The organism is Lactobacillus sp. ESL0260, assembly GCF_003692935.1.
Lineage (GTDB): Bacteria > Bacillota > Bacilli > Lactobacillales > Lactobacillaceae > Lactobacillus > Lactobacillus melliventris.
The window spans coordinates 258,011-277,076 of record NZ_REHO01000013.1; the positions used below are offsets into that span (position 1 = coordinate 258,011).

Consider the following 19,066-nt stretch of genomic DNA (forward strand, 5'->3'; position numbering starts at 1 on the left):
GTACTTATTTTTAGATTAAAAATTTTTCGCTCTTTAAATAGAAATACTTGACAACAGTAGTCAATAAAATATATAGAACAAGTATACCGAATACTACCCACATAAATTTAATTGGCATCTTGCCAAAGCCCAGTTTTGTTGCCAAGAATGAAAATGGAATCAAGGTTCCAATTACACCAGCGCCAAATGTTGCTAGCGTGACTCCGGGTGCAGCGTGCTGCTTAATAAATGGCAAACGCGGATCGCGCAAAGCGTGAATAACCATTTCCTGAGTCCACAGCGATTCAATGAACCAACCAGTGTGGAAAAGAGCGACAAATGCAACTTTTTGGGTTGCTCCCAAAGCGCTGTAATTACCACCTGTCAATTGTGGACAAATAACAAAGAATAATAAGGCAAAAGTCAGAATATCGAAGACAGATGAAGTTGGACCAAAGTAAAACATAAACTTAGGCAACTTCTTGGTTGACCATGTCCGTGGTTCTTTTAAGAACTTATCAGACATGTCATCAAATGGTAGCGCCAGACAACTAGTGCCATAGAGTAAATCTAAAACCAAGAGTTGCAATGGCAGCATTGGCAAGAATGGCAAGAAAGAAGAAGCCACCATAATTGATAAAATATTACCAAAGTTGGAAGAAAGTGTAATCTTGATATATTTCATAGTGTTGCCAAATACTTTTCGACCGATTCTCACGCCTTCTTCTAGTACATTCAAATCCTTATGCAGCAGAATAATATCAGCAGATTCTTTGGCGATATCCACAGCAGTATCAACAGAAATAGAGACATCAGCTGCCTTCATTGCTGGGGCATCGTTGATGCCATCACCCATATAGCCTACAGTATGACCATTTTGCTTTAACAGATTAATAATTTTAGTTTTATCTTCCGGTGATAATTTGACAAAAATATTGCATTCTTCCACCATTTTTGCCAACTCTTCAGGTTTCTTGCCTTCAAGATCTGCACCTGAATAAACTGTATCAACATTTAAACCAACTTGTAAGCCAACAGTTCTGGTAACAGCCTCGTTATCTCCTGTTAAAATTTTAACGTTGATACCATCATACTTTAGACGAGCTAAAGCGTCTTTGGCACTCTCTTTAGGGGGATCAAGGAAAGCAAGATAGCCGCAAAGAATAAGGTCATTTTCATCTTTTACTGAAAATTCACCGACAGGTGCAGGATTACGTTTGTATCCCAGCATGATCACGCGCAAGCCATCATCATTCATGTCATTTACTTTAGCCATTACTTTTTGCTTACGTTCAGGTGTTAAAGGTAAAATCTGACCGTCAACTTCAAGCTTAGTAGCAACAGCCATCATTTCTTCTGAAGCACCTTTAGTTACTAACAGGTGTTCGCCGTGCTGTTCATCAGCGTTTTCCACCACCACGCTCATGCGCCTTCTGGAAAAGTCAAACGGAATTTCATCAATCTTATTGTAATCACGCTGAATTTCACTGATATCCAGTTCATCCCCAGCAGCTTCAATGATTGCTTTGTCAATTAAGTTTTTCATCCCCGTTTGGTAATTGGAATTAAGATAGCCTAACTCTAAAATCCGCGGATTTTCCCGTAAATTTAAATCATAATGACGCTCCAGAACCACTTTGTCCTGAGTAAGGGTACCGGTTTTATCAGTACACAAAATATCAGCTGAACCAAAGTTTTGAATTGAATTCATCTTTTTAACAATCGTGCCCTTTTTGGACATTTCGATTGAGCCTTTCACCAGATTGGTAGTTACAATTACAGGTAGCATTTCAGGTGTTAGGCCGACTGCGGTCGCAATTGAAAAGATTAGAGCATTAACCCAATCGCCCTTAGTAATACCATTGATAATGAAAACTAAAGGTGCGATGATGGCAGTCATAATTATTAATAATCTGGAAACATTTTTGATACCAACATCAAAAGTCGTATTTTTAACATCGTGATGTGAAATATCATGAGCCAATTTGCCGAATATGGTTCTTTCACCAGTTGCAAAAACAATTCCTAAGCCCGAACCGGAAACGATTGTTGTACCTTCATATAAAATATTAGGATAATCCAGATAATCACGGTCCGCCCCAATTTTTGGCTTGGCAGTGGCAATTTTTTCTACCGGATTTGATTCACCATTCAAAGAACTGGAAGAACAAAAGAGATCCTTACTGGTTAAAAGGCGCATATCAGCCGGTACCATATCTCCTGCAGCCAACCGAATTACATCACCTACAACCACTTCACTGGTATCAATTTCCTGGTCCTTACCATCGCGAATAATATCTGTCGTAACAGAAACGAGCTTAAGTAAGGAATCCACAGCATTAGATGACCTGACATTTTGCACAAAACTGGTTATTCCAGAAATCAAAACCATCGTGACCATAATTGCTACAGTAGTTAGGTCCTTTTCTCCTGCTGGCACAAAAATATAGTCAGTAAATAAAGACAACGTGGCTAAGACCAGCAATACTAAAGTAAAAGGCGTGATGAAGGCTTCCGCCAAAAAGCGGAGTTTAGAATTATGTCTATTTGTGGCAATAGTATTAGAACCATATTCCTCCCGGTTTTTTTCAGCTTGCTCGCTAGTTAAACCATCACTGCTTGCATGCAGTCTTGCTAAAGTCTCTGATCTGCTTTCTTTAGCTATTGCTTTTACCAGTTCTAAGTCTTTGTTGCTGGTAGTACCATTTGGTTTTTTCAGCATTTTCCCCACTCTCCTCATCACACAACTAATTCAAACAAACTAAAAAAGGAGCCACCTAGCTAACCGCTTGGCGTCCCCTTTTCAACAGGTATTATTATACTCATCGTTCAGTTTTAACACTACGTGACGTAAGCTTGTGCTGCTAGCTATCTGGTTTGCGCCTTATATCGACGAAAACTATTTGACCCGTTGGCATCTCTGGATGTTTCCGGGCGATAGCATTTGTTCACGTAGGAGTCTCACCTAACAGTTTATTTGTTCTTATTTAATTTGCACTGTGAGTTTAATACATAACACATGATAAAGTCAACATTTTTACCTTTTTATGTTCAAATTATTTTTAAAAAAGTAAACTAAACCGCTGATTACTAGTGCCAAGGCTAAAGCGATAGGTAAAGCCAGCCTATGAGGGTGGGAAAGTTGCGCACGTTCATCACTGGACAAGTCATATTTATCAAGTGAATATTGGTAACGCTGATCAATGGTAGTGGCACATGCCCTAAAAACAAAGCGTAATCCTTCATTAAATTTCTTTTTATTGTTACTACGCAATTTGTCAGATTGAGACCGAATTATATTTGTCCGGACATCAGCAGAAAACGCACTGTGAAGATCTTTACTGGAATATATCTGTACGTTACGCTTCTTGTTTTTAGTACCTACAACGATAAAAACTGTCCGTTTATATTTATTTAATTTAGCGGGCGTTAAATGGTCAACCCGGTTTACCGTTTTGACAATGATTTGTGGTTGTTCACTGGTTTGAAAATACCGGTCATTTTTGGCCAAAATCAATTTACTGGTTTCACGCTCGAGCAAATTACTATTATCTTTAATGTTAGGACTTGCAAAGCCCGTCAGCATCAGAAAAATACCGACTAAAGCCGTAAATAACGCTAATTTAGTTTTCAGCGTCTTCCAGTTTATGGGCCAATTGCTCCACATATTGCCGATCGATTTTAATTTGTTCATAAGGAACCCCACAGTCTTTAAAAAGTTTAATCGCCAGCGGACTGTCATTGTAATCAAAATAATAATTGATTTTTTTAACTCCAGCCTGCACTAAAGCTTTAGCACAATTATAACAGGGAAAGTGCGTAACATAAATTTCAGTATCATCGGTTGAAACACCGTTACGTGCACACTGAATAAGTGAATTCATTTCTGAATGAATTGTCCGCACGCAATGGCCGTCAACTAATTGATGACCTACATCATCGCAATGAGGCTGACCCGTAACAGAACCGTTATAACCGGTTCCAATAATACGATTCTTTTTTACTAAAACACTGCCAACCAAAGCCCGGTCACATGTTGAACGCTGAGCAATCACTAAGGCCTGCATCATAAAGTACTGTTTCCAGGGAATTCGCTTACGCATTTTTTTTACCTCTTGAAATAATTCAAACCGATTGCGTCTCGTACCTCTTGTAAGGTTTGATCAGCTACTTCGTTTGCTTTTTTAGAGCCCTCAATCAGCATCTCATAAACAGCAGATATATTCTGTTCATATTGAGCACGCCGCTCACGTATTGGAGCCAGTTCTTTTTCCAACACCGTATTTAAGTAACGCTTAATTTTAACGTCACCCAAGCCGCCTTTTTGGTAATCTGCCTTTAATTGCGCTACCTTATTCTTGTCAGGATCAAAAATATCAAGGTAGGTAAAGACAGTATTGCCCTCTACTTTGCCTGGATCTTCAACATGGATGTGCTGGGGATCAGTATACATTGACATTACTTTTTGTTCAACGGTCTTGGCGTCATCAGACAAATAAATAGCATTATTTAAGGATTTGGACATTTTGGCATTACCATCTAAACCAGGCAAGCGCCCCTCACCCTTTTCTGGAAAGTAGCCTTTAGGTTCTACTAAGACATTGCAGTTATAGACACGATTAAAGGTCCGCACAATTTCACGTGCTTGTTCTAGCATGGGCTCTTGGTCATCTCCAACGGGTACTAAAGTTGCCTTAAAGGCTGTGATATCAGCTGCCTGTGATACTGGATAATTTAAGAAACCCACGGGAATGGAATCGTTAAAACCTTTTTGCTTGATCTCAGCTTTAACAGTTGGATTACGCTCTAAGCGGCTGACTGTGACTAAGTCCATATAATAGGCTGTCAGTTCAAACAAGGCGGGTATTTGGGATTGAACGAAAACGGTTGAAAATTGAGGATCTATCCCCACTGCCAAATAGTCTAATGCTACTTGAATTAAACTTTTTTGAATCTTTTCAGGATTACGGGCATTATCAGTTAAAGCCTGGGTATCAGCAATCATGATAAATGGGTGATATTCACCCGAATTTTGCAATTTTACCCTATTCTTTAATGAACCAATGTAATGACCCACATGCAACTTTCCCGTTGGTCGATCACCTGTCAGGATAATTTTCTTTTTCAATTTAGTTTTCCTTCCTTAAATAATTAAAATCTTTTTAATATAATAATTTATAATAATTCTACCAAAAATCAAGCAATGATTAAACACGGAGGAAAAAATGTGTAATCAATTTCAACTGCCAAGTTTGGCCGAAATTAAAAAATACTTAGCAAACGACTTAAACTTGCCTTTAATAGAACCCGCAAGTAACTTACCCCAAAATCAGAACATTTTCCCACAAGGAATTGCTCCTGTACTAGTATATTCGAATAAGCAATTACAGTTACTGCCTAAATCCTGGGGTTATCCCAGTCCATTCGACCACAAACAAGTGGTTTTTAATGCCCGGGTTGAACGCTTCTTTGAAGAAAAAAGATCAATGTGGGATTCTTCATTTGCCAAATCTCGCTGCATTATAATCGCCAAGCAATTTTTTGAATCTAGTCATGAAACCTATCTGGGGGAAAATAACCATAGTTATCACGAACGCTTCAGTTTTAAAAATGCGAATGCCGCACTGACATTAATCGCCGGAATCTATCAAAAAGACCATTTTTCAATGGTTACTACTAAACCTAACGCGTCCTATGCCCCAATTCATGACCGTATGCCCCTAGTTATTCAACCAGATGAATTGCGCCAATGGCTGTTTCAAAACTTCTCGTCTTTAGTTGATCGCAGCCAGTTGGAGCTTGATTCTGTCAAAATGCCCCATAGAAAGTAATTACTCTTAAATTTTTCGATCACTTATTATTACGCAAATAAAGCTAAAACACGCGAAAATATTAAGGGCTTTAGCTACATTTTATCTAGCCAGTTTTAAAAATCAAAAAACAAAACTTGGTTTCGCAAACGAAACATGGTAAACTGTTTGAGTAATGCGGGTATAGTTTAATGGTAAAATGTTAGCTTCCCAAGCTGAAGATGCGGGTTCGATTCACGCTATCCGCTTAATTAAAAGGCAATGGCTTCGATAGTCGTTGCCTTTTTACTCTACGCAGATAATTGAAACCAAAAAAATTCCCCAAATTTCGGACAAAATTTAGGGAATTATTTCATGTGCTAAGCTCTTATTTTAAGTCATAATTATTAAGATAATGCCATTTAGCACCGCTAAATAAATTGGCATCCATAAAGTTTGAGTATAAAGGTAAGACCAAGCAAAAAGCCCACCAAGTACAACGTTAACTACTAACAGTAACAGTGAATTTTGCCAATTGAGTAAGCCAAACAAGATACCAGAAGTTAGTATTCCTAGAATTGCTGTTAAGACAGTGTTACTTCTAAATGCATAATTAAATAAAAACCCAGTAATTAAAAATTCTTGCAGAATTGGTAAAACTATCCCTATTGCAGCTAGTAAAAACCAGTAAGTCAAACTTGCCTCCTGGTGCAAATAAGCAATTTGAAAATTGTATAATTTTAATCTGCCGTAGGACTGGAGCCAGGAAACACTAATACGTAATGCCGTTACCACAGCAGTCAAACCAATTATTAAGCCAAAATTGTTTAGCCAGGAGCCCCCAAAACTACGGTCAAAAAAGCGCTGTTCTCTATTAAAGCGATAAATAAAAAACAATGAAACCATCAGCGAGATAGTTGCAAATAAGATTAAATCCCAAATATGAATCGGTGAATTAGCAGTAACTAGCTTAATCACGCCGACAACCATCAAATAGCTAATAAAATAAACAAAATAGCGTATAATGTTGCCTTGCCTCGATGCTGGTGTATTCACAAAAATTACCTCTATACTATTATGTACCTTACAAGTTCCATATTATAGCAAAAAAAGCAACCTATATAAAATATCAAGAAAATTTTTCTCAATCGATACTGATGTTATTGATATCTTCTAGCGCAATTTTTTGGCCAGCAACAATAATACCATCATCACTATAGCCACTGACAAAACCAACTATATCTGCGGGCAGCTGATCATCATTGTTCATGACCTTGACTTGCAGGTGAACCATGCGGTGATTACCATACGCCTTAAGGAGTTGCAGGCTTATTTCTTCCATACTCATAGTTTCTTTTGCCGAATGCTGCACGCTGCGCTTTTGCTTATCTTTATTAATTGCCATTGTATGATCGCTTAAAAAGAAACCTTGCCACTTTTTCATTTTGCGATCTTGATAGTTTTTAAAAAAATCTGTGACAATTTTATCAAAATCATTCATATGCATTTCCGCCATTATGCCCGCCAACTAAACTACTGCGCCTGATTGCTGTTGCACCTTTAGATAAACTAGATGCCTTAACTAAACTGGTAAAGCCATATTTCTTTCTGATTCTATCAATAGTTATATTTATAGTCCGTTTTTTTATCTGCTCAGAAACTGGAACAAAAAAGGTCAATTGCTGGCAGGTATCCGGCTCTAAACGACTGCAGTTAACCCCTAAAGCACGGACTGTTTCGCCATGCCAATTTTTACGAAAAAGTGCCAGTATTTCTTGCACTAACAAGTCATTATCATTGGTCGGACAAATTTTTTGCTGCACATTAAAGCCCTTGCGCCTGCCATCTTGTTCATACCTGGAAAAGCCGACAAATAAACTAATGCAGCCAGCTTGCAAGCGGTGTGCCCGTATTCTGGCACCTACCTGCTCGCCAATTTCACGTAAGACTATCTCAATCTCCCGCTGATCTGTATAGTCACGGTTTAAAATCTGTGAATTGCCGTAATTTTTCATTATGGGAAAATATTTTTCGCTAATAATGCTGCGATCCACTCCCCAACTGATTGCAAATAACTGCTCACCAATCACGCCAAATTCTTTTTTTAAGATTGCTGGATCAGTATGTGCCAATTCATACATATTATTAATATGTAACCGACGCAAACGGACAGCTATTCTTTTGCCAATCCCCCAAACATCTTCCAGATCTTTAATTTGCCAAATAGTATCAGGTACATCAATATAATGCCAATAATCAATCATTGAACAACGGTGTTTAGCAGAAATATCCATGGCTAATTTGGCTAGCAATGGATTTTCTCCTATTCCGCAAGTAGTGTAAAGTCCAATTTTTGATTTGATTTCTACCTGAATTTTGCGTGCTACCAGATACGGATCGTTGCCAAACAAACGCCATGACTTAGTCATATCAATCATGCTTTCATCAATAGAATAGACATGGATATCCTCATCAGCAGCATACTTTTGAAAAATTGCCAATACCTGCATGCTGCGCTTGATGTATAAGTTCATATGAGGTTCTACTAAAATCAAATCCGGCGCTTCTTTTTTGGTGGGTAAATCACGTACTCTCATGACGTTAGTCAACCCATATTTCTTTTTCGCTAATGGTGAAGCCGCCATAATTAGCCCCGAGCCGTAATTTGTATGCGGCTGATGCGAAACTACTGCCAACACAGCTTTCATTGGATTTAGACCTAATTGAAGTGCCTCACAACTAGCAAAGAATGATTTGTTATCAATCATAAAAATTAACCGGTGTGGTTCATAACGGTAATCATACATTGCTTTCACTTCCTATTGCAAACTTACGTTCGCTAAAATAAATTATACAAACACAAGTTCGAATAATCAAGCAAAAATTTATTCGATTTTTGCAATAGTAACTTGATACTCACCGGCAGGTGCTGCAACACTTACAGTTTGACCAGCTTCTTTTTTCATAATTGCTTGACCCAGAGGTGAGTCAAACGCAACTTTTCCTGCTTCAATATCAGCTTCCATGCGGCCGACAACCTGGTATGTTTCAGTCTCCGGATCGTCAGCAAATTTTAGTGTGACCGTCTTGCCTAAATCTACTTTGCCATCGGCCTTCTTTTCAATAATTTCGGCATATTTCAACTGCTTTTCCAGATAACGCAGACGACTTTGAAGATGACCTAAATCACGCTTGGCCTCCGTATATTCGGTATTTTCCGATAAGTCGCCTAAAGAGCGGGCTTCCTGTAAAATTTTAATTCTTCTGGGTCTATCCTTTTTTAAACTGGCTATTTCATCTTTAATTTTTTGGTAACCTTGGGGCGTCATTTTTTGATAATAAACCAAAATATTCTCTCCTAATTATTTTCTTAAAAATATTATCCACAAGCTATAAATACCAATTTCAAGGTATCTAAGCTAATTGTTTAGCACTCTAAAAATAATAGTGCTAATTATTTCCTTTTTATGAATCTGCATACTATAATAATAATTGTAAGGAAGAAATGAAAGTCTTCTGATACAAATATATAAATTTCGAAAGGAAGTTTTTTACTATGGCAAATGATATGATGAATCGGCACAATGACCTATTTGATGCGATGAACGATTGGTTTGATCTTCCGAGAAAATTTTTTGACGATAACGAAGTAGCAAAATTAATGCAATCAGATGTTGTTGAAAACGACAAAGAATATGTGATCAAAGTTGATATGCCCGGAATGGACAAGGATAAGATACACCTAAATTATAATAATGGTATTTTGAGCGTATCCGGCTCAAGAAAATCATTTAAGGATATGTCTAAGGATAACAGTATTATCCACCGTGAAAGAAGCGAAGGTCACATTTCACGCAGCTTCAGATTACCAAATGTAGTTGCAAGTGACATTCACGCCAAATACGATAACGGTGTATTGACTATTACCTTGCCAAAGCAGCAAGCTGGTGCAAATGATAACTCAATCCAAATTGATTAACTTATTACCATCTTGCATAAATTTTAAATAAGTTACTAATACAATTCTCTAAAGCGAGTTCAGCTATTGAACTCGCTTTTATTTTAGCTTAAAATATATAGTAATTTAAAAATAGATTAAAAAAGGAGAATTTATTTTATGGCTCATAAATTAACTGTCCAAGAGTTGGAAGAATTTGCCGCAAACTTTAATGAAAAACCACAAAATCAAGTTGTTGCCCGAGCAGCTCAAAAAAGTGGTGTTTTAACAGCTGCTTACAATGAACGCGTTCAAGGTGAATTGACCCGTGTATTTTCAACCGAGCTTGACACAGAAAATGTTACTAATCAACGTCAATCAGGTCGCTGCTGGGAATTTGCCACTTTAAACATCTTACGCCACAATTTTGGTAAAAAATATCACTGCAAGAATTTTACTTTCTCACAAAGCTACAACTTCTTCTGGGATAAAATTGAACGGGCAAATATTTTTTATGACAATATCTTAGACACAGCAGACGAACCACTCGATTCACGTACTGTTAAAGCCCACCTAGATGGTGCAGGCGAAGATGGTGGTCAATTCCACATGGGCGCTGCTTTAATTGAAAAGTATGGTGTTGTTCCTTCTTATGCAATGCCTGAAAGTTTTAATACCAATAATACTAACGGCTTCGCCAAAGCTTTGGGTGATAAGCTGAAGAAGGATGCTCTGGTCTTGCGTAAATTAAAGCAGGCCGGTAAAGACGATGAGATCGAAAAAGCCCGCAAGCAATTCTTAAGTGAAGTTTACCAGATGACTGCAATCGCAGTCGGTGAACCACCTAAGAAATTTGACTTGGAATATCGTGATGACGATAAGAAATACCACTTGGATAAAGATTTAACTCCACTGGAATTTTTGCATAAATACATGGGTGACGTTGACTTCAACGACTATGTCGTATTGTCTAATGCTCCAGACCATGAATATGATAAATTATATGGTCTACCTTTTGAAGATAACGTTGAGGGGTCATACCGCATCAAATTCTTAAACGTGCCAATGGAGTATTTGGAAACTGCAGCTGTTAACCAGTTAAAAGATGGCGAAGCAGTCTGGTTTGGCAATGATGTTGGTGAACAAAGCGACCGCAAGAAGGGCTACCTTGACAGTGATTTGTATCAACTAAGCGAACTCTTTGGCGTAGACCTTAAGATGTCCAAGGCTGATCGTTTGCGCACTGGTGCAGGCGCTTCTACTCACGCAATGACTTTAGTTGGTGGAGATGAAGACGGTGGACATGTTCGCCAATGGAAGGTTGAAAACTCCTGGGGCGAAAAGAATGGCGACAAAGGATTCTTTGTTATGAACAACGACTGGTTTAAAGATTATGTTTACGAAGTTGTTGTCCACAAGAAGTACCTGACACCAGAGCAAGTAGCTATAGCAGAAGGTCCAATTACTGATTTGCCAGCTTGGGATTCACTCGCTTAAATTAATTTATACCTAATAAAAAAGACGAAATTCACAATAGAATTTCGTCTTTTGTCTATCTTAAAACAATTATTTAGTAAAATTGACTGCTTTTAATTTCAATTGACTAATTTTCGGTCCAAAAACTGCAAACTTTTTTGTAAAAGAGCAAAAAATAGCTTTTTAGTCATTTTTTTAATTAGTACATTATGGGCTGCTTTATTCTCGTCTTTTCCCTTAGCAATATACGTTTGCCCATATGCATCTCCGTGATTAGTATTAACTTTAATGTTGGCTGGAACGGCCTCAAAAAATTCTGGCCAAATTGCATACTCCATTGCAACTAGGTCGTGTACAGGTGCAGCCGTAAAACCAAATTGTTCACCTGATTTTTGATAAAAATGTAACAGGTTCCCTGCCAATTTAGATGCTGGACCACCAAATTGAAGACTTGCTATTTCCTTTTTAGTAATAGTAATTTTTTCAGTTACATCTAAACCCGCCATGATCACTTCCAAAGATGAACTAAAGACAATTTGCGCCGCTTCAGGGTCAGTCCAAATATTGAATTCAGCTAAGTCAGTAACGTTGCCGTGATCTATACCTCCGCCCATAATAACTATTTTAGCTATTTTAGGTATAATTTCGGGAAAAGTTTTAATTAATAACGCGATGTTTGTGAGCGGTCCCGTAGCAACAATAGTCACCTTTTGAGACTGCTTTTTCAACATATTTGCCATAAAACAAATTGCATTGTCATCTTCAACCGGATAAGCATATTTATTTAAACTATCTGAGCCATCCATACCAGTGCTGCCATGAGCTTTTGCCTGCACGTGTAATTGATTAAGCAGTGGCCCTGCTTGTCCTTGAACTAACGGAATGTGTTGCTTACAAAAGGCTAGTAAGTAGCCCGCATTTTGCGTTACCAAATTAATATTCTGATTGCCGCCAACTGTGGAAACACATAAAACCTTTACCTTATCAGGATTACCTAAAGCAGTTAATAAAGCCATCGCGTCATCTTGACCAGGATCGCAGTCATATAAAATATCCATTAATTTACCACTCTTAGTAGATCTGTAACTGTTAAGACGTTGCTAAACCCTAGTTTTTTTGCCAGTTGACCAATTACTGGCGGTTCTAATTTACTCTTACGTAAAAGAGACTCATCACTAAAAATTTCTGCAGGAGAACCTTCTTTTTGCTTATGAGCCTGAGCAAAAACTATCAGGCGTTTAAAATTATTAACTACAAAGCTCATGTCGTGTGTAATTGTAATCACTAGCTTATGCATGCTTGTTAGTTTTTTGATAATTTTATTTAAACGTATAATTGAGTTATGATCCTGCCCTGCGGTTGGTTCATCAAAGACCATAACTTCTGGGTTCATAGCTATAATTGCCGCAATTGTAACAAATTTTCTTTGAGAATAAGGTAAATTATATGGATGTTCATTTAATTTATTATCCAAGTGACACAGTCTAGCAGCGTCTTTTACCCTGGTAATTATTTCCGTTTGTGGCAGCTTTTGCTTTTTTAGCGAAAATGCAATTTCTTTTTCAACTGAATCTTGAAAAATCTGCTCATCAGGATTTTGAAACACATACCCAACATGGTGAGATAATTGAGCTACACTGATTCCTTTAGTATCTTTGCCATCGAGTAAAACTCGACCCTTATCAGGTCTAATCAATCCGTTCATCATTTTTACAGTAGTAGTTTTACCAGCACCATTTTGTCCGATAATAGCTACTGCCTCACCTAGTTCAAATTCTAAATTGACACTTTCAACTGCATTATTTTTATTATCATACGAATAACTGACATCATCCAGACTTAAGTAACTCATGCTCTAGCTTCCTTTAACATTTCATATGCTTCATCAACCGTAACAGGAACTTGTTTTGATTTAGGATATTTTTTTAAATAGAAAGCTGATACTTCTGGAATCTGTCCACCTGCAGCTACTACTTTTTCATCACTAAAAACATGATGTGTTTCTCCTTTAACCACAAGTTGTCCGTCTTGGATCACTGCAATTTCATCACAAACTTGTGCTAGTAAATCAACTTTATGATCAACAATAATTATGGTCTTACCTTGCTTTTTCAAGTTTTTGACAATATTATACACAGCTAATGTCGAGCTGGGATCTAGCTGTGAAGTAGGCTCATCTAAAATAATTAATTCTGGATCTAATACAATAACTGAAGCCAGAGCTACCATTTGTTTTTGACCACCAGATAAATCATAAGGATTCTGATTACGTATTTTTTCTAAGTTTAATAATTCTATGACTTGCTCAACTTTATTGTCAGCTTCTGCTCTAGGAACAGACAAGTTCTCCAGTCCATAACCTATTTCATCATAAACTGTATATTTAACACCAGTTATTTGTGTAAACGGATTTTGAAAAGCATAGCCAATTTTTTGTGCCAGTCTGCCCAGGTTAGAAGTATCCAGCGGTTTGTCTTCAAAGATAACCTTTCCTTCAAGCTCGCCTTTATAAAAAGCAGGAATAAAGCCACGCATTATATTGCACACAGTCGTTTTGCCAGAACCATTGCTGCCAATAACACCCAATACTTCACCCGGCTCAACCTTTAATGACAGATCTTTAATCGTTAGGTCTGAAGTTAACGGATAGCGATAATTGATATGTTGCAGTTCTATTAAGCTCATAGAAATTTACCTCCCCAAATAACAAAAACAACCAAGATTAAACAGAGTATTATGTCTAATAAATAATCGATTCTCTTTTTTGAAATATGATGCAAAGTTGTCCTGGGAGTTGGATTAGAAAAGCCACGTGCCTGTAACGTTAAAACTTTTTCTTCATTTTGCTCAACAGAAGATAAAACCAAGGGACCCATCATTGGTATAAATGTCTTTATTCTTTGCCATAATGAACCCGTAGTTTCTACTCCTCTTGCTTGCTGTGCCTCATTAATGATATTTGACTGCCACATTAATTGGGGAACAACCTGAATAGTTGAAGCTAAAACAAAGATAGCTTTTTTAGGCAACTTAGTTTGATCCAGAGCTTGGATGATAACATCGCTGGGAGTAACTAAAAAATACCAGATAATTGGTAACGAAATAGCAATTATCCTGCTTGCCAACATAATTGCAGTATTAAGACCTGTTTGTGAAAACTTAATGACCCACCAAATTTTTTGTGAATCAGGATAGCTGATGAAAAACACTTGCAATACAAATAAAAAGACCACAATTAATGCTAAAGATTCAAAGAACAATTTAATTAGCCTGACTAATGTACCAGAAAATAATGCCAGAATCATTGTTACAGCTATTAAACACAATTGAACCTGCCACTTTGAGCTCATCATACTAAGTAAAATAAGAAGCAAAACAATTAATGCCTTAGTTGAAGGATATAGTGATTTAAACCATTTAAGCATAGATTAGAGCCTTTCTGTTTTTAATGTATGGACGACCATAATTTAATTTTATTAAAAATCTATCGGGTAAACGTCTTACTAAAAGCCATGCAATAGTGAAGTTAAAGGCCACACTAAAAGTACCCCCAACTAAGTTTGCTTGAATTGTTGACCAAAGCAAAGCTTTGCCTGCTGCTAAAAATACAGCTGTAAGCAAATCACTACCAGCTCCTGTTGCTCCACCGAACACAAAAGTTGTTACTATAGCTGAAGGTACTGCAGTTGCAACATTAACAATTGCACATGCAATAACTGCCGTAAAAATGTTGCTAAAAAACTTAAACCGTGAAAAATAACCAACAAATAATGCGTTAGTCATGGCTACCAAGGCGAATGGAATCGCAGTTGGTATTAACATACCGTTAATGATATTGCCTAATAAAGCCATTACCATTCCCACCCACGGACCTGCAATCATAGACACAAAACATGTTCCTACCTGATCAATCCAAACGGGCAGTTTTAATGCCGCAGATAACTGATAACCGACAAAATTTAACGCTACGCCAACTGGTATTAATAATAGTGCCAGTAAATCGAAATCATACCTAAGTCCTCGTTTCAATTTTTCCTCCTTAAAAAACGAATAATATAATGATATACGCATAAATTTATACGTATGATTCAATTTAAGAATACATGAAATTATTGTGATTTTCAAGGCTACTTTTATTTAAATATAGGGAAAGTTTTGCGTTAGCAAGTAAATACTACAAACTTTATTTTATTTTGCCACCTTAAATAATTGTTCGGATATAGAATTAAGCTCGATCTTATTTACTTTCTCAATCTGAGCAATTTTGGAAATTGGTATACTGTCAGGACGTATACCACCACATATACCAGTGGCAATTGAGCCAATTGTATCTGTATCCCAGCCAATTTCTGCAGCTAATTGTGCCGCTTTCCAAGCATCTGCCTTGGCAAAGTCAACTATGGCCAAAACGCAGGGAATAGTTTCTATCGTTTCCATTCCACTGCCCACTTCTTGATAAAGCCGTGAAAGCAATACTGTTCTTGTTCTGGAAGTCTGAACAATTGCTTTTGCCTGATTAATGCGAAAAACTAAATCGGCGGATGGAAATTTAAAGCCATTCATTGAGCCCTTTTGAGCAAAATCTACGGCAATTTGCCATATTGTACTGATCTTTGTGCCGCCCCTTACAACATAGCTATCTATAGCTGCTATCGCACTAGCTCCAGCAATGGCAATACTTGTGTTATGGGTGGGCATACAAATAGCCGAAACAGCCTTTAGCAGTGCACTAGCATTTTTATAGTCAAACACAATACCAACCGGAGAAATTTTCATTGCTGCTCCGTTAGTAGTACCAGTAATTCCCGCTTTTTCAAGTGGTAACCCGTTTTGAATAGCTTTAATAGCACTTTTAGTTGATGGACCCGCAACATACTGTGCCATATTGGAATCCTGTGTCCATCTTATTAAGGATTCAATAAATTGCCTGCTGTCTATTTTGCCATTATTTTTAATTAACATTTTGCAGACTAATAAGGTATTAACGGTATCATCAGTGATAGAGCCAGCCGGTAAATCTCTCTTGTACGGTCCGCCACTTACAGGGCTTAACAATTCATGAATACCGTTAGGAAATTTTTCGCGAATAAGTTCTTGTGACAATACTTCTGTTGGCATCCCCATAGCATCACCTAGTGATACTCCCTGCAATATTCCTAAAACTCTTTTCTTATCTGGTTTCATTTTTCCTCTTAATTAAGTATAAATTATTCTTATCAAAATAATATTCTGGATTTTTCAATGCAATCAGCAATGTTTCTGGATTATAGCCAGCTTGGATAATATTATTGATGTTTACATTTCCGACTTTGTCTCCTCTTGCAACTAATTGTCCTACTTTTAAATTTAGTTTAACAGCTGCTTTTTTTAATTTTACCGTGTCAATTCCGACATGTACCAATAGTTCAACACCTGCAGTAGTTTTAATACCAAATGCATGTTGGTCGGGCGCGATCATAATGATTTTCCCATTTACGGGAGCATAAATGTCAGCATTAGTCGAGGATAAGGGAGTAATTGCTATTCCATCTCCCAGTACCTTACTGGCAAATGTCTGGTCCTTAGATTGTGCAATATCAAAGTATGTTCCCGCAATTGGGGCCGTCACTTTAATTTTAGGTAAACTGTTATTCTGTTCGCTAACTAAAGCAGCAATGAAGCTGGCGAAGATAGCAATTAAAATCGAAATTAAACCTGTTATTAGTGAATCCCAGGTCGGCTGTTCCGGATTAACCAGGGAAAAGATGCTGCTTGGAAAAGCATACATTTTAGCGTTAGCAATGGCTAAATAAATTGCACTGAGAGCTAGTCCAACAAGACTTGAAATATACCTGCTTTTCTTTAACGTGGTATAGCCATATAGTGCGGGCTCAATAATGCAAAAAAGGCAATTTTTCACAGTGTCCTTCACTTTTTTATTTTTTATTTCTTTGTGCTTCGTCGCAATTCCCAAAACTGCTCCCAATTGGCCAAACTGTGCAGTTGAAGTAAAAGCAAAAAGCCAAGAATAGCCTAAGGCTCCTAAGTTGTTCAGAGCAAGTAACGTTAACCACCAATGCTGACCCTTGACAACTAAAAACAAATAAAGTATAGAACTTACTAACGCTGCAATGACAGGCACTTTTAGCATAATTAACTTGATAGTATCTGAAAATAATTTGCCTAAAAATAGGCCAATTGGTGCTAAAAATAAAATTCCTATTACACTGGTAATGATAAAGCCCAATGTAAAATTATAAGTAGCACCTATGATTCCCCTGATTTTTTTATCCAAAAACACAAAAATAATTTTGCTTGCCAGGCATACCAAAATCACAGGAATAAAAGAACCAACATAATTGGGAAAAGCTTTGAAATAATGATGTACTGCCATTAATTCTATACCAAAGCCTATTCCAGCAAGTGGGTTCAATTTGATACTTTTGGCGGTGCTATAACCAATAATTATTGGTAAACAAAATACGGGAAGTCGTATTAAATTTAATAGAAATTGATAATTATCAGCGGAAACTAAATTGCACAATTTAATTAATACTAAAACACCTTGAAAAATAGCCGCGGTTGTATATAAAGGTAGTATAGGAACTAAAATTTGACTTGGTATGGTTTTCCACTCAATAGCTGTAAAATCATTCCCACCTGAATGCATCTGCTTTTGCAGACTGGCAAATTCTTTTTCCACATTATTGCTCACTATAATCTGGTATTCATGACCAACAAACTGTTCCTTAATCACATTTTTTTCACTTGCAATTTGCCTTCTATTGACAGATTGCGGATTTTTGACTTTAATACGAATCCTAGTCATACAGTGTGAAATTGATTCAATATTATCTTTTCCACCTAAATTTGCAATTAAATTCTTGCTGTTCATAATTGTTCACTATAAATTTTAATTACAAGAAAACCCTCGAAAATCGAGGGTTTTATCTATTATAAGTATTACTTAACTACGCAATAATAATTCATCAAACTTTTTAAAGAATAAATTTTTATCTGCTTTAGTCACTAAAGTTATTTCACGACCAGCGGGATCATCTTCCAGACGGCCTGCTGCCAAGCCTTGGGTAATTACTCTTACCTTGTGTTTTTCAGTCGTCAAAACAACTGCGGGATACAGGGCACTAATGACAGTTAAAACATCCCAGAAGTATAATTGCGCAGTTGGTATTGGCGGATTAACCAGAAGACAATATCCTTGTGCAACTAAATCCATAGCTGGATGTTCACTTAAACTGGCCCAGTGCATTCTTAACTCATCAGTTAAAGGCAGTTCTTCACTGCTTTCAAGACCAATAACCTGCATGGGAATACTTGATTTTAAGACAGTTTCAAGCGCAAAAGGATCCCAGAAAGCATTCCATTCTTGAGTACCGTCAGCATTAACCTGAACAACATTACCATGACCATCAAGGGAACCACCCATCCAATACAGCTTTTCAATGTTATCCGCAATTTGAGGATTAGTTTCTAGTGCGCGCGCTAAATCCGTTAAAGGACCTGTCATAACTAAAGTTACAGGCTGCTCTGATGTCATAATTTTCTCAATCATATCTAAATGAGCCGGCTTGTCCGCCATCTTGGTAATCACTTTGCCAGAACGATTCAATAACGGCAGATAATTGAAAGAATATGCCGCTTTACGCCAATCTTCCGGAAACTGATTAACAGCGCGAGAATTTGATTTGGCAATTTCCAATTGATCACCGCGCAAGTTAAAGCGATCTGTCAACTTACGACATACTTCAACAGCCGGATCAACATAGCCATCCGCATCAATTGCACTAACGCCAATTAATTTAATATCTGGGGCTTGCAAAAACAGCAAGCAAGCTACTAAATCATCAATATTACCATCATGGTTAAAATAAATTGTTTTCATTAA

The 19,066-nt window shown here is 37.2% G+C and carries 19 protein-coding genes, 1 tRNA gene and 1 riboswitch; of the genes, 4 read left to right on the plus strand and 16 right to left on the minus strand.

Going from position 1 to position 19,066, the window contains the following annotated elements; genetic code table 11:
- Positions 1–10: 10 nt before the first annotated feature.
- The 4 genes from mgtA to trpS form a co-directional block, all read right to left on the minus strand.
- Complete coding sequence (gene mgtA, locus F5ESL0260_RS07590; RefSeq protein WP_122026445.1) at positions 11–2,701, minus strand: magnesium-translocating P-type ATPase; 2,691 nt, start codon at positions 2,699–2,701, stop codon at positions 11–13.
- Between the two features lie 91 nt (positions 2,702–2,792).
- A riboswitch (M-box (ykoK) riboswitch) is annotated at positions 2,793–2,959 on the minus strand.
- 57 nt (positions 2,960–3,016) lie between these two features.
- Positions 3,017–3,673, minus strand: a complete 657-nt coding sequence (locus F5ESL0260_RS07595) for a TPM domain-containing protein (protein WP_370448590.1) — start codon at positions 3,671–3,673, stop codon at positions 3,017–3,019.
- Positions 3,603–4,082 (minus strand): deaminase, encoded by a 480-nt coding sequence (locus F5ESL0260_RS07600; RefSeq protein WP_045928576.1) that lies wholly within the window; start codon positions 4,080–4,082, stop codon positions 3,603–3,605. The genes F5ESL0260_RS07595 and F5ESL0260_RS07600 overlap by 71 nt, the downstream gene beginning before the upstream one ends.
- Before the next feature lie 5 nt (positions 4,083–4,087).
- Positions 4,088–5,107 (minus strand): tryptophan--tRNA ligase, encoded by a 1,020-nt coding sequence (gene trpS, locus F5ESL0260_RS07605; RefSeq protein WP_122026447.1) that lies wholly within the window; start codon positions 5,105–5,107, stop codon positions 4,088–4,090.
- Positions 5,108–5,204: 97 nt separating this feature from the next.
- Between trpS and F5ESL0260_RS07610 the strand changes: the two genes are divergently transcribed.
- Complete coding sequence (locus F5ESL0260_RS07610; RefSeq protein ID WP_122026448.1) at positions 5,205–5,810, plus strand: SOS response-associated peptidase family protein; 606 nt, start codon at positions 5,205–5,207, stop codon at positions 5,808–5,810.
- A gap of 156 nt (positions 5,811–5,966) precedes the next feature.
- A tRNA-Gly gene (locus tag F5ESL0260_RS07615) sits at positions 5,967–6,037 on the plus strand.
- A gap of 124 nt (positions 6,038–6,161) precedes the next feature.
- Here the strand turns inward: F5ESL0260_RS07615 and F5ESL0260_RS07620 are convergent.
- From F5ESL0260_RS07620 to greA, 4 genes are all read right to left on the minus strand, one after another.
- Positions 6,162–6,824, minus strand: a complete 663-nt coding sequence (locus F5ESL0260_RS07620; RefSeq protein WP_122026449.1) for a CPBP family intramembrane glutamic endopeptidase — start codon at positions 6,822–6,824, stop codon at positions 6,162–6,164.
- Positions 6,825–6,912: 88 nt separating this feature from the next.
- Positions 6,913–7,269 carry a hypothetical protein gene (locus F5ESL0260_RS07625; protein WP_122026450.1) on the minus strand — a complete coding sequence of 119 codons (357 nt, stop codon included), beginning with the start codon at positions 7,267–7,269 and terminating at the stop codon, positions 6,913–6,915.
- Positions 7,262–8,575, minus strand: a complete 1,314-nt coding sequence (locus F5ESL0260_RS07630; protein WP_122026451.1) for a Y-family DNA polymerase — start codon at positions 8,573–8,575, stop codon at positions 7,262–7,264. The genes F5ESL0260_RS07625 and F5ESL0260_RS07630 overlap by 8 nt, the downstream gene beginning before the upstream one ends.
- A 78-nt stretch (positions 8,576–8,653) precedes the next feature.
- Entirely contained in the window at positions 8,654–9,115 is a 462-nt protein-coding gene (gene greA, locus F5ESL0260_RS07635; RefSeq protein WP_122026452.1) for a transcription elongation factor GreA, read from the minus strand.
- Between the two features lie 209 nt (positions 9,116–9,324).
- Here greA and F5ESL0260_RS07640 point away from each other — a divergent pair, with 209 nt between their 5' ends.
- Together F5ESL0260_RS07640 and F5ESL0260_RS07645 are read left to right on the plus strand one after the other, a co-directional pair.
- A complete protein-coding gene (locus F5ESL0260_RS07640) occupies positions 9,325–9,747 on the plus strand; it encodes an Hsp20/alpha crystallin family protein (RefSeq protein WP_046325466.1) in 423 nt (140 codons plus the stop codon).
- 138 nt (positions 9,748–9,885) lie between these two features.
- On the plus strand, positions 9,886–11,202 hold the full coding sequence (locus F5ESL0260_RS07645; protein ID WP_122026453.1) for a C1 family peptidase: 1,317 nt from the start codon (positions 9,886–9,888) through the stop codon (positions 11,200–11,202).
- Between the two features lie 98 nt (positions 11,203–11,300).
- Here F5ESL0260_RS07645 and F5ESL0260_RS07650 read toward each other — a convergent pair whose 3' ends face one another.
- From F5ESL0260_RS07650 to F5ESL0260_RS07685, 8 genes are all read right to left on the minus strand, one after another.
- Positions 11,301–12,239, minus strand: a complete 939-nt coding sequence (locus tag F5ESL0260_RS07650) for a nucleoside hydrolase (RefSeq protein WP_122026454.1) — start codon at positions 12,237–12,239, stop codon at positions 11,301–11,303.
- Positions 12,239–13,033: an energy-coupling factor ABC transporter ATP-binding protein gene (locus tag F5ESL0260_RS07655; RefSeq protein ID WP_122026455.1), complete on the minus strand. Its 795-nt coding sequence runs from the start codon at positions 13,031–13,033 to the stop codon at positions 12,239–12,241. Before F5ESL0260_RS07655 ends, F5ESL0260_RS07650 begins: the two co-directional genes overlap by 1 nt.
- On the minus strand, positions 13,030–13,866 hold the full coding sequence (locus F5ESL0260_RS07660; protein ID WP_122026456.1) for an energy-coupling factor ABC transporter ATP-binding protein: 837 nt from the start codon (positions 13,864–13,866) through the stop codon (positions 13,030–13,032). Before F5ESL0260_RS07660 ends, F5ESL0260_RS07655 begins: the two co-directional genes overlap by 4 nt.
- Positions 13,863–14,606, minus strand: a complete 744-nt coding sequence (locus tag F5ESL0260_RS07665; protein ID WP_122026457.1) for an energy-coupling factor transporter transmembrane component T — start codon at positions 14,604–14,606, stop codon at positions 13,863–13,865. Before F5ESL0260_RS07665 ends, F5ESL0260_RS07660 begins: the two co-directional genes overlap by 4 nt.
- The gene (locus F5ESL0260_RS07670; RefSeq protein WP_046325472.1) at positions 14,599–15,210 is read right to left on the minus strand and encodes a hypothetical protein; all 612 of its coding nucleotides are present in this window, start codon (positions 15,208–15,210) and stop codon (positions 14,599–14,601) included. The genes F5ESL0260_RS07665 and F5ESL0260_RS07670 overlap by 8 nt, the downstream gene beginning before the upstream one ends.
- Positions 15,211–15,369: 159 nt before the next feature.
- Positions 15,370–16,365, minus strand: coding sequence for an ADP-ribosylglycohydrolase family protein (locus tag F5ESL0260_RS07675; protein ID WP_122026458.1), 996 nt, complete (start codon positions 16,363–16,365; stop codon positions 15,370–15,372).
- Positions 16,352–18,055: a glucose PTS transporter subunit IIA gene (locus F5ESL0260_RS07680; RefSeq protein ID WP_122026459.1), complete on the minus strand. Its 1,704-nt coding sequence runs from the start codon at positions 18,053–18,055 to the stop codon at positions 16,352–16,354. Before F5ESL0260_RS07680 ends, F5ESL0260_RS07675 begins: the two co-directional genes overlap by 14 nt.
- 72 nt (positions 18,056–18,127) lie before the next feature.
- Positions 18,128–19,063: a nucleoside hydrolase gene (locus F5ESL0260_RS07685; protein ID WP_122026460.1), complete on the minus strand. Its 936-nt coding sequence runs from the start codon at positions 19,061–19,063 to the stop codon at positions 18,128–18,130.
- Positions 19,064–19,066: the final 3 nt, after the last annotated feature.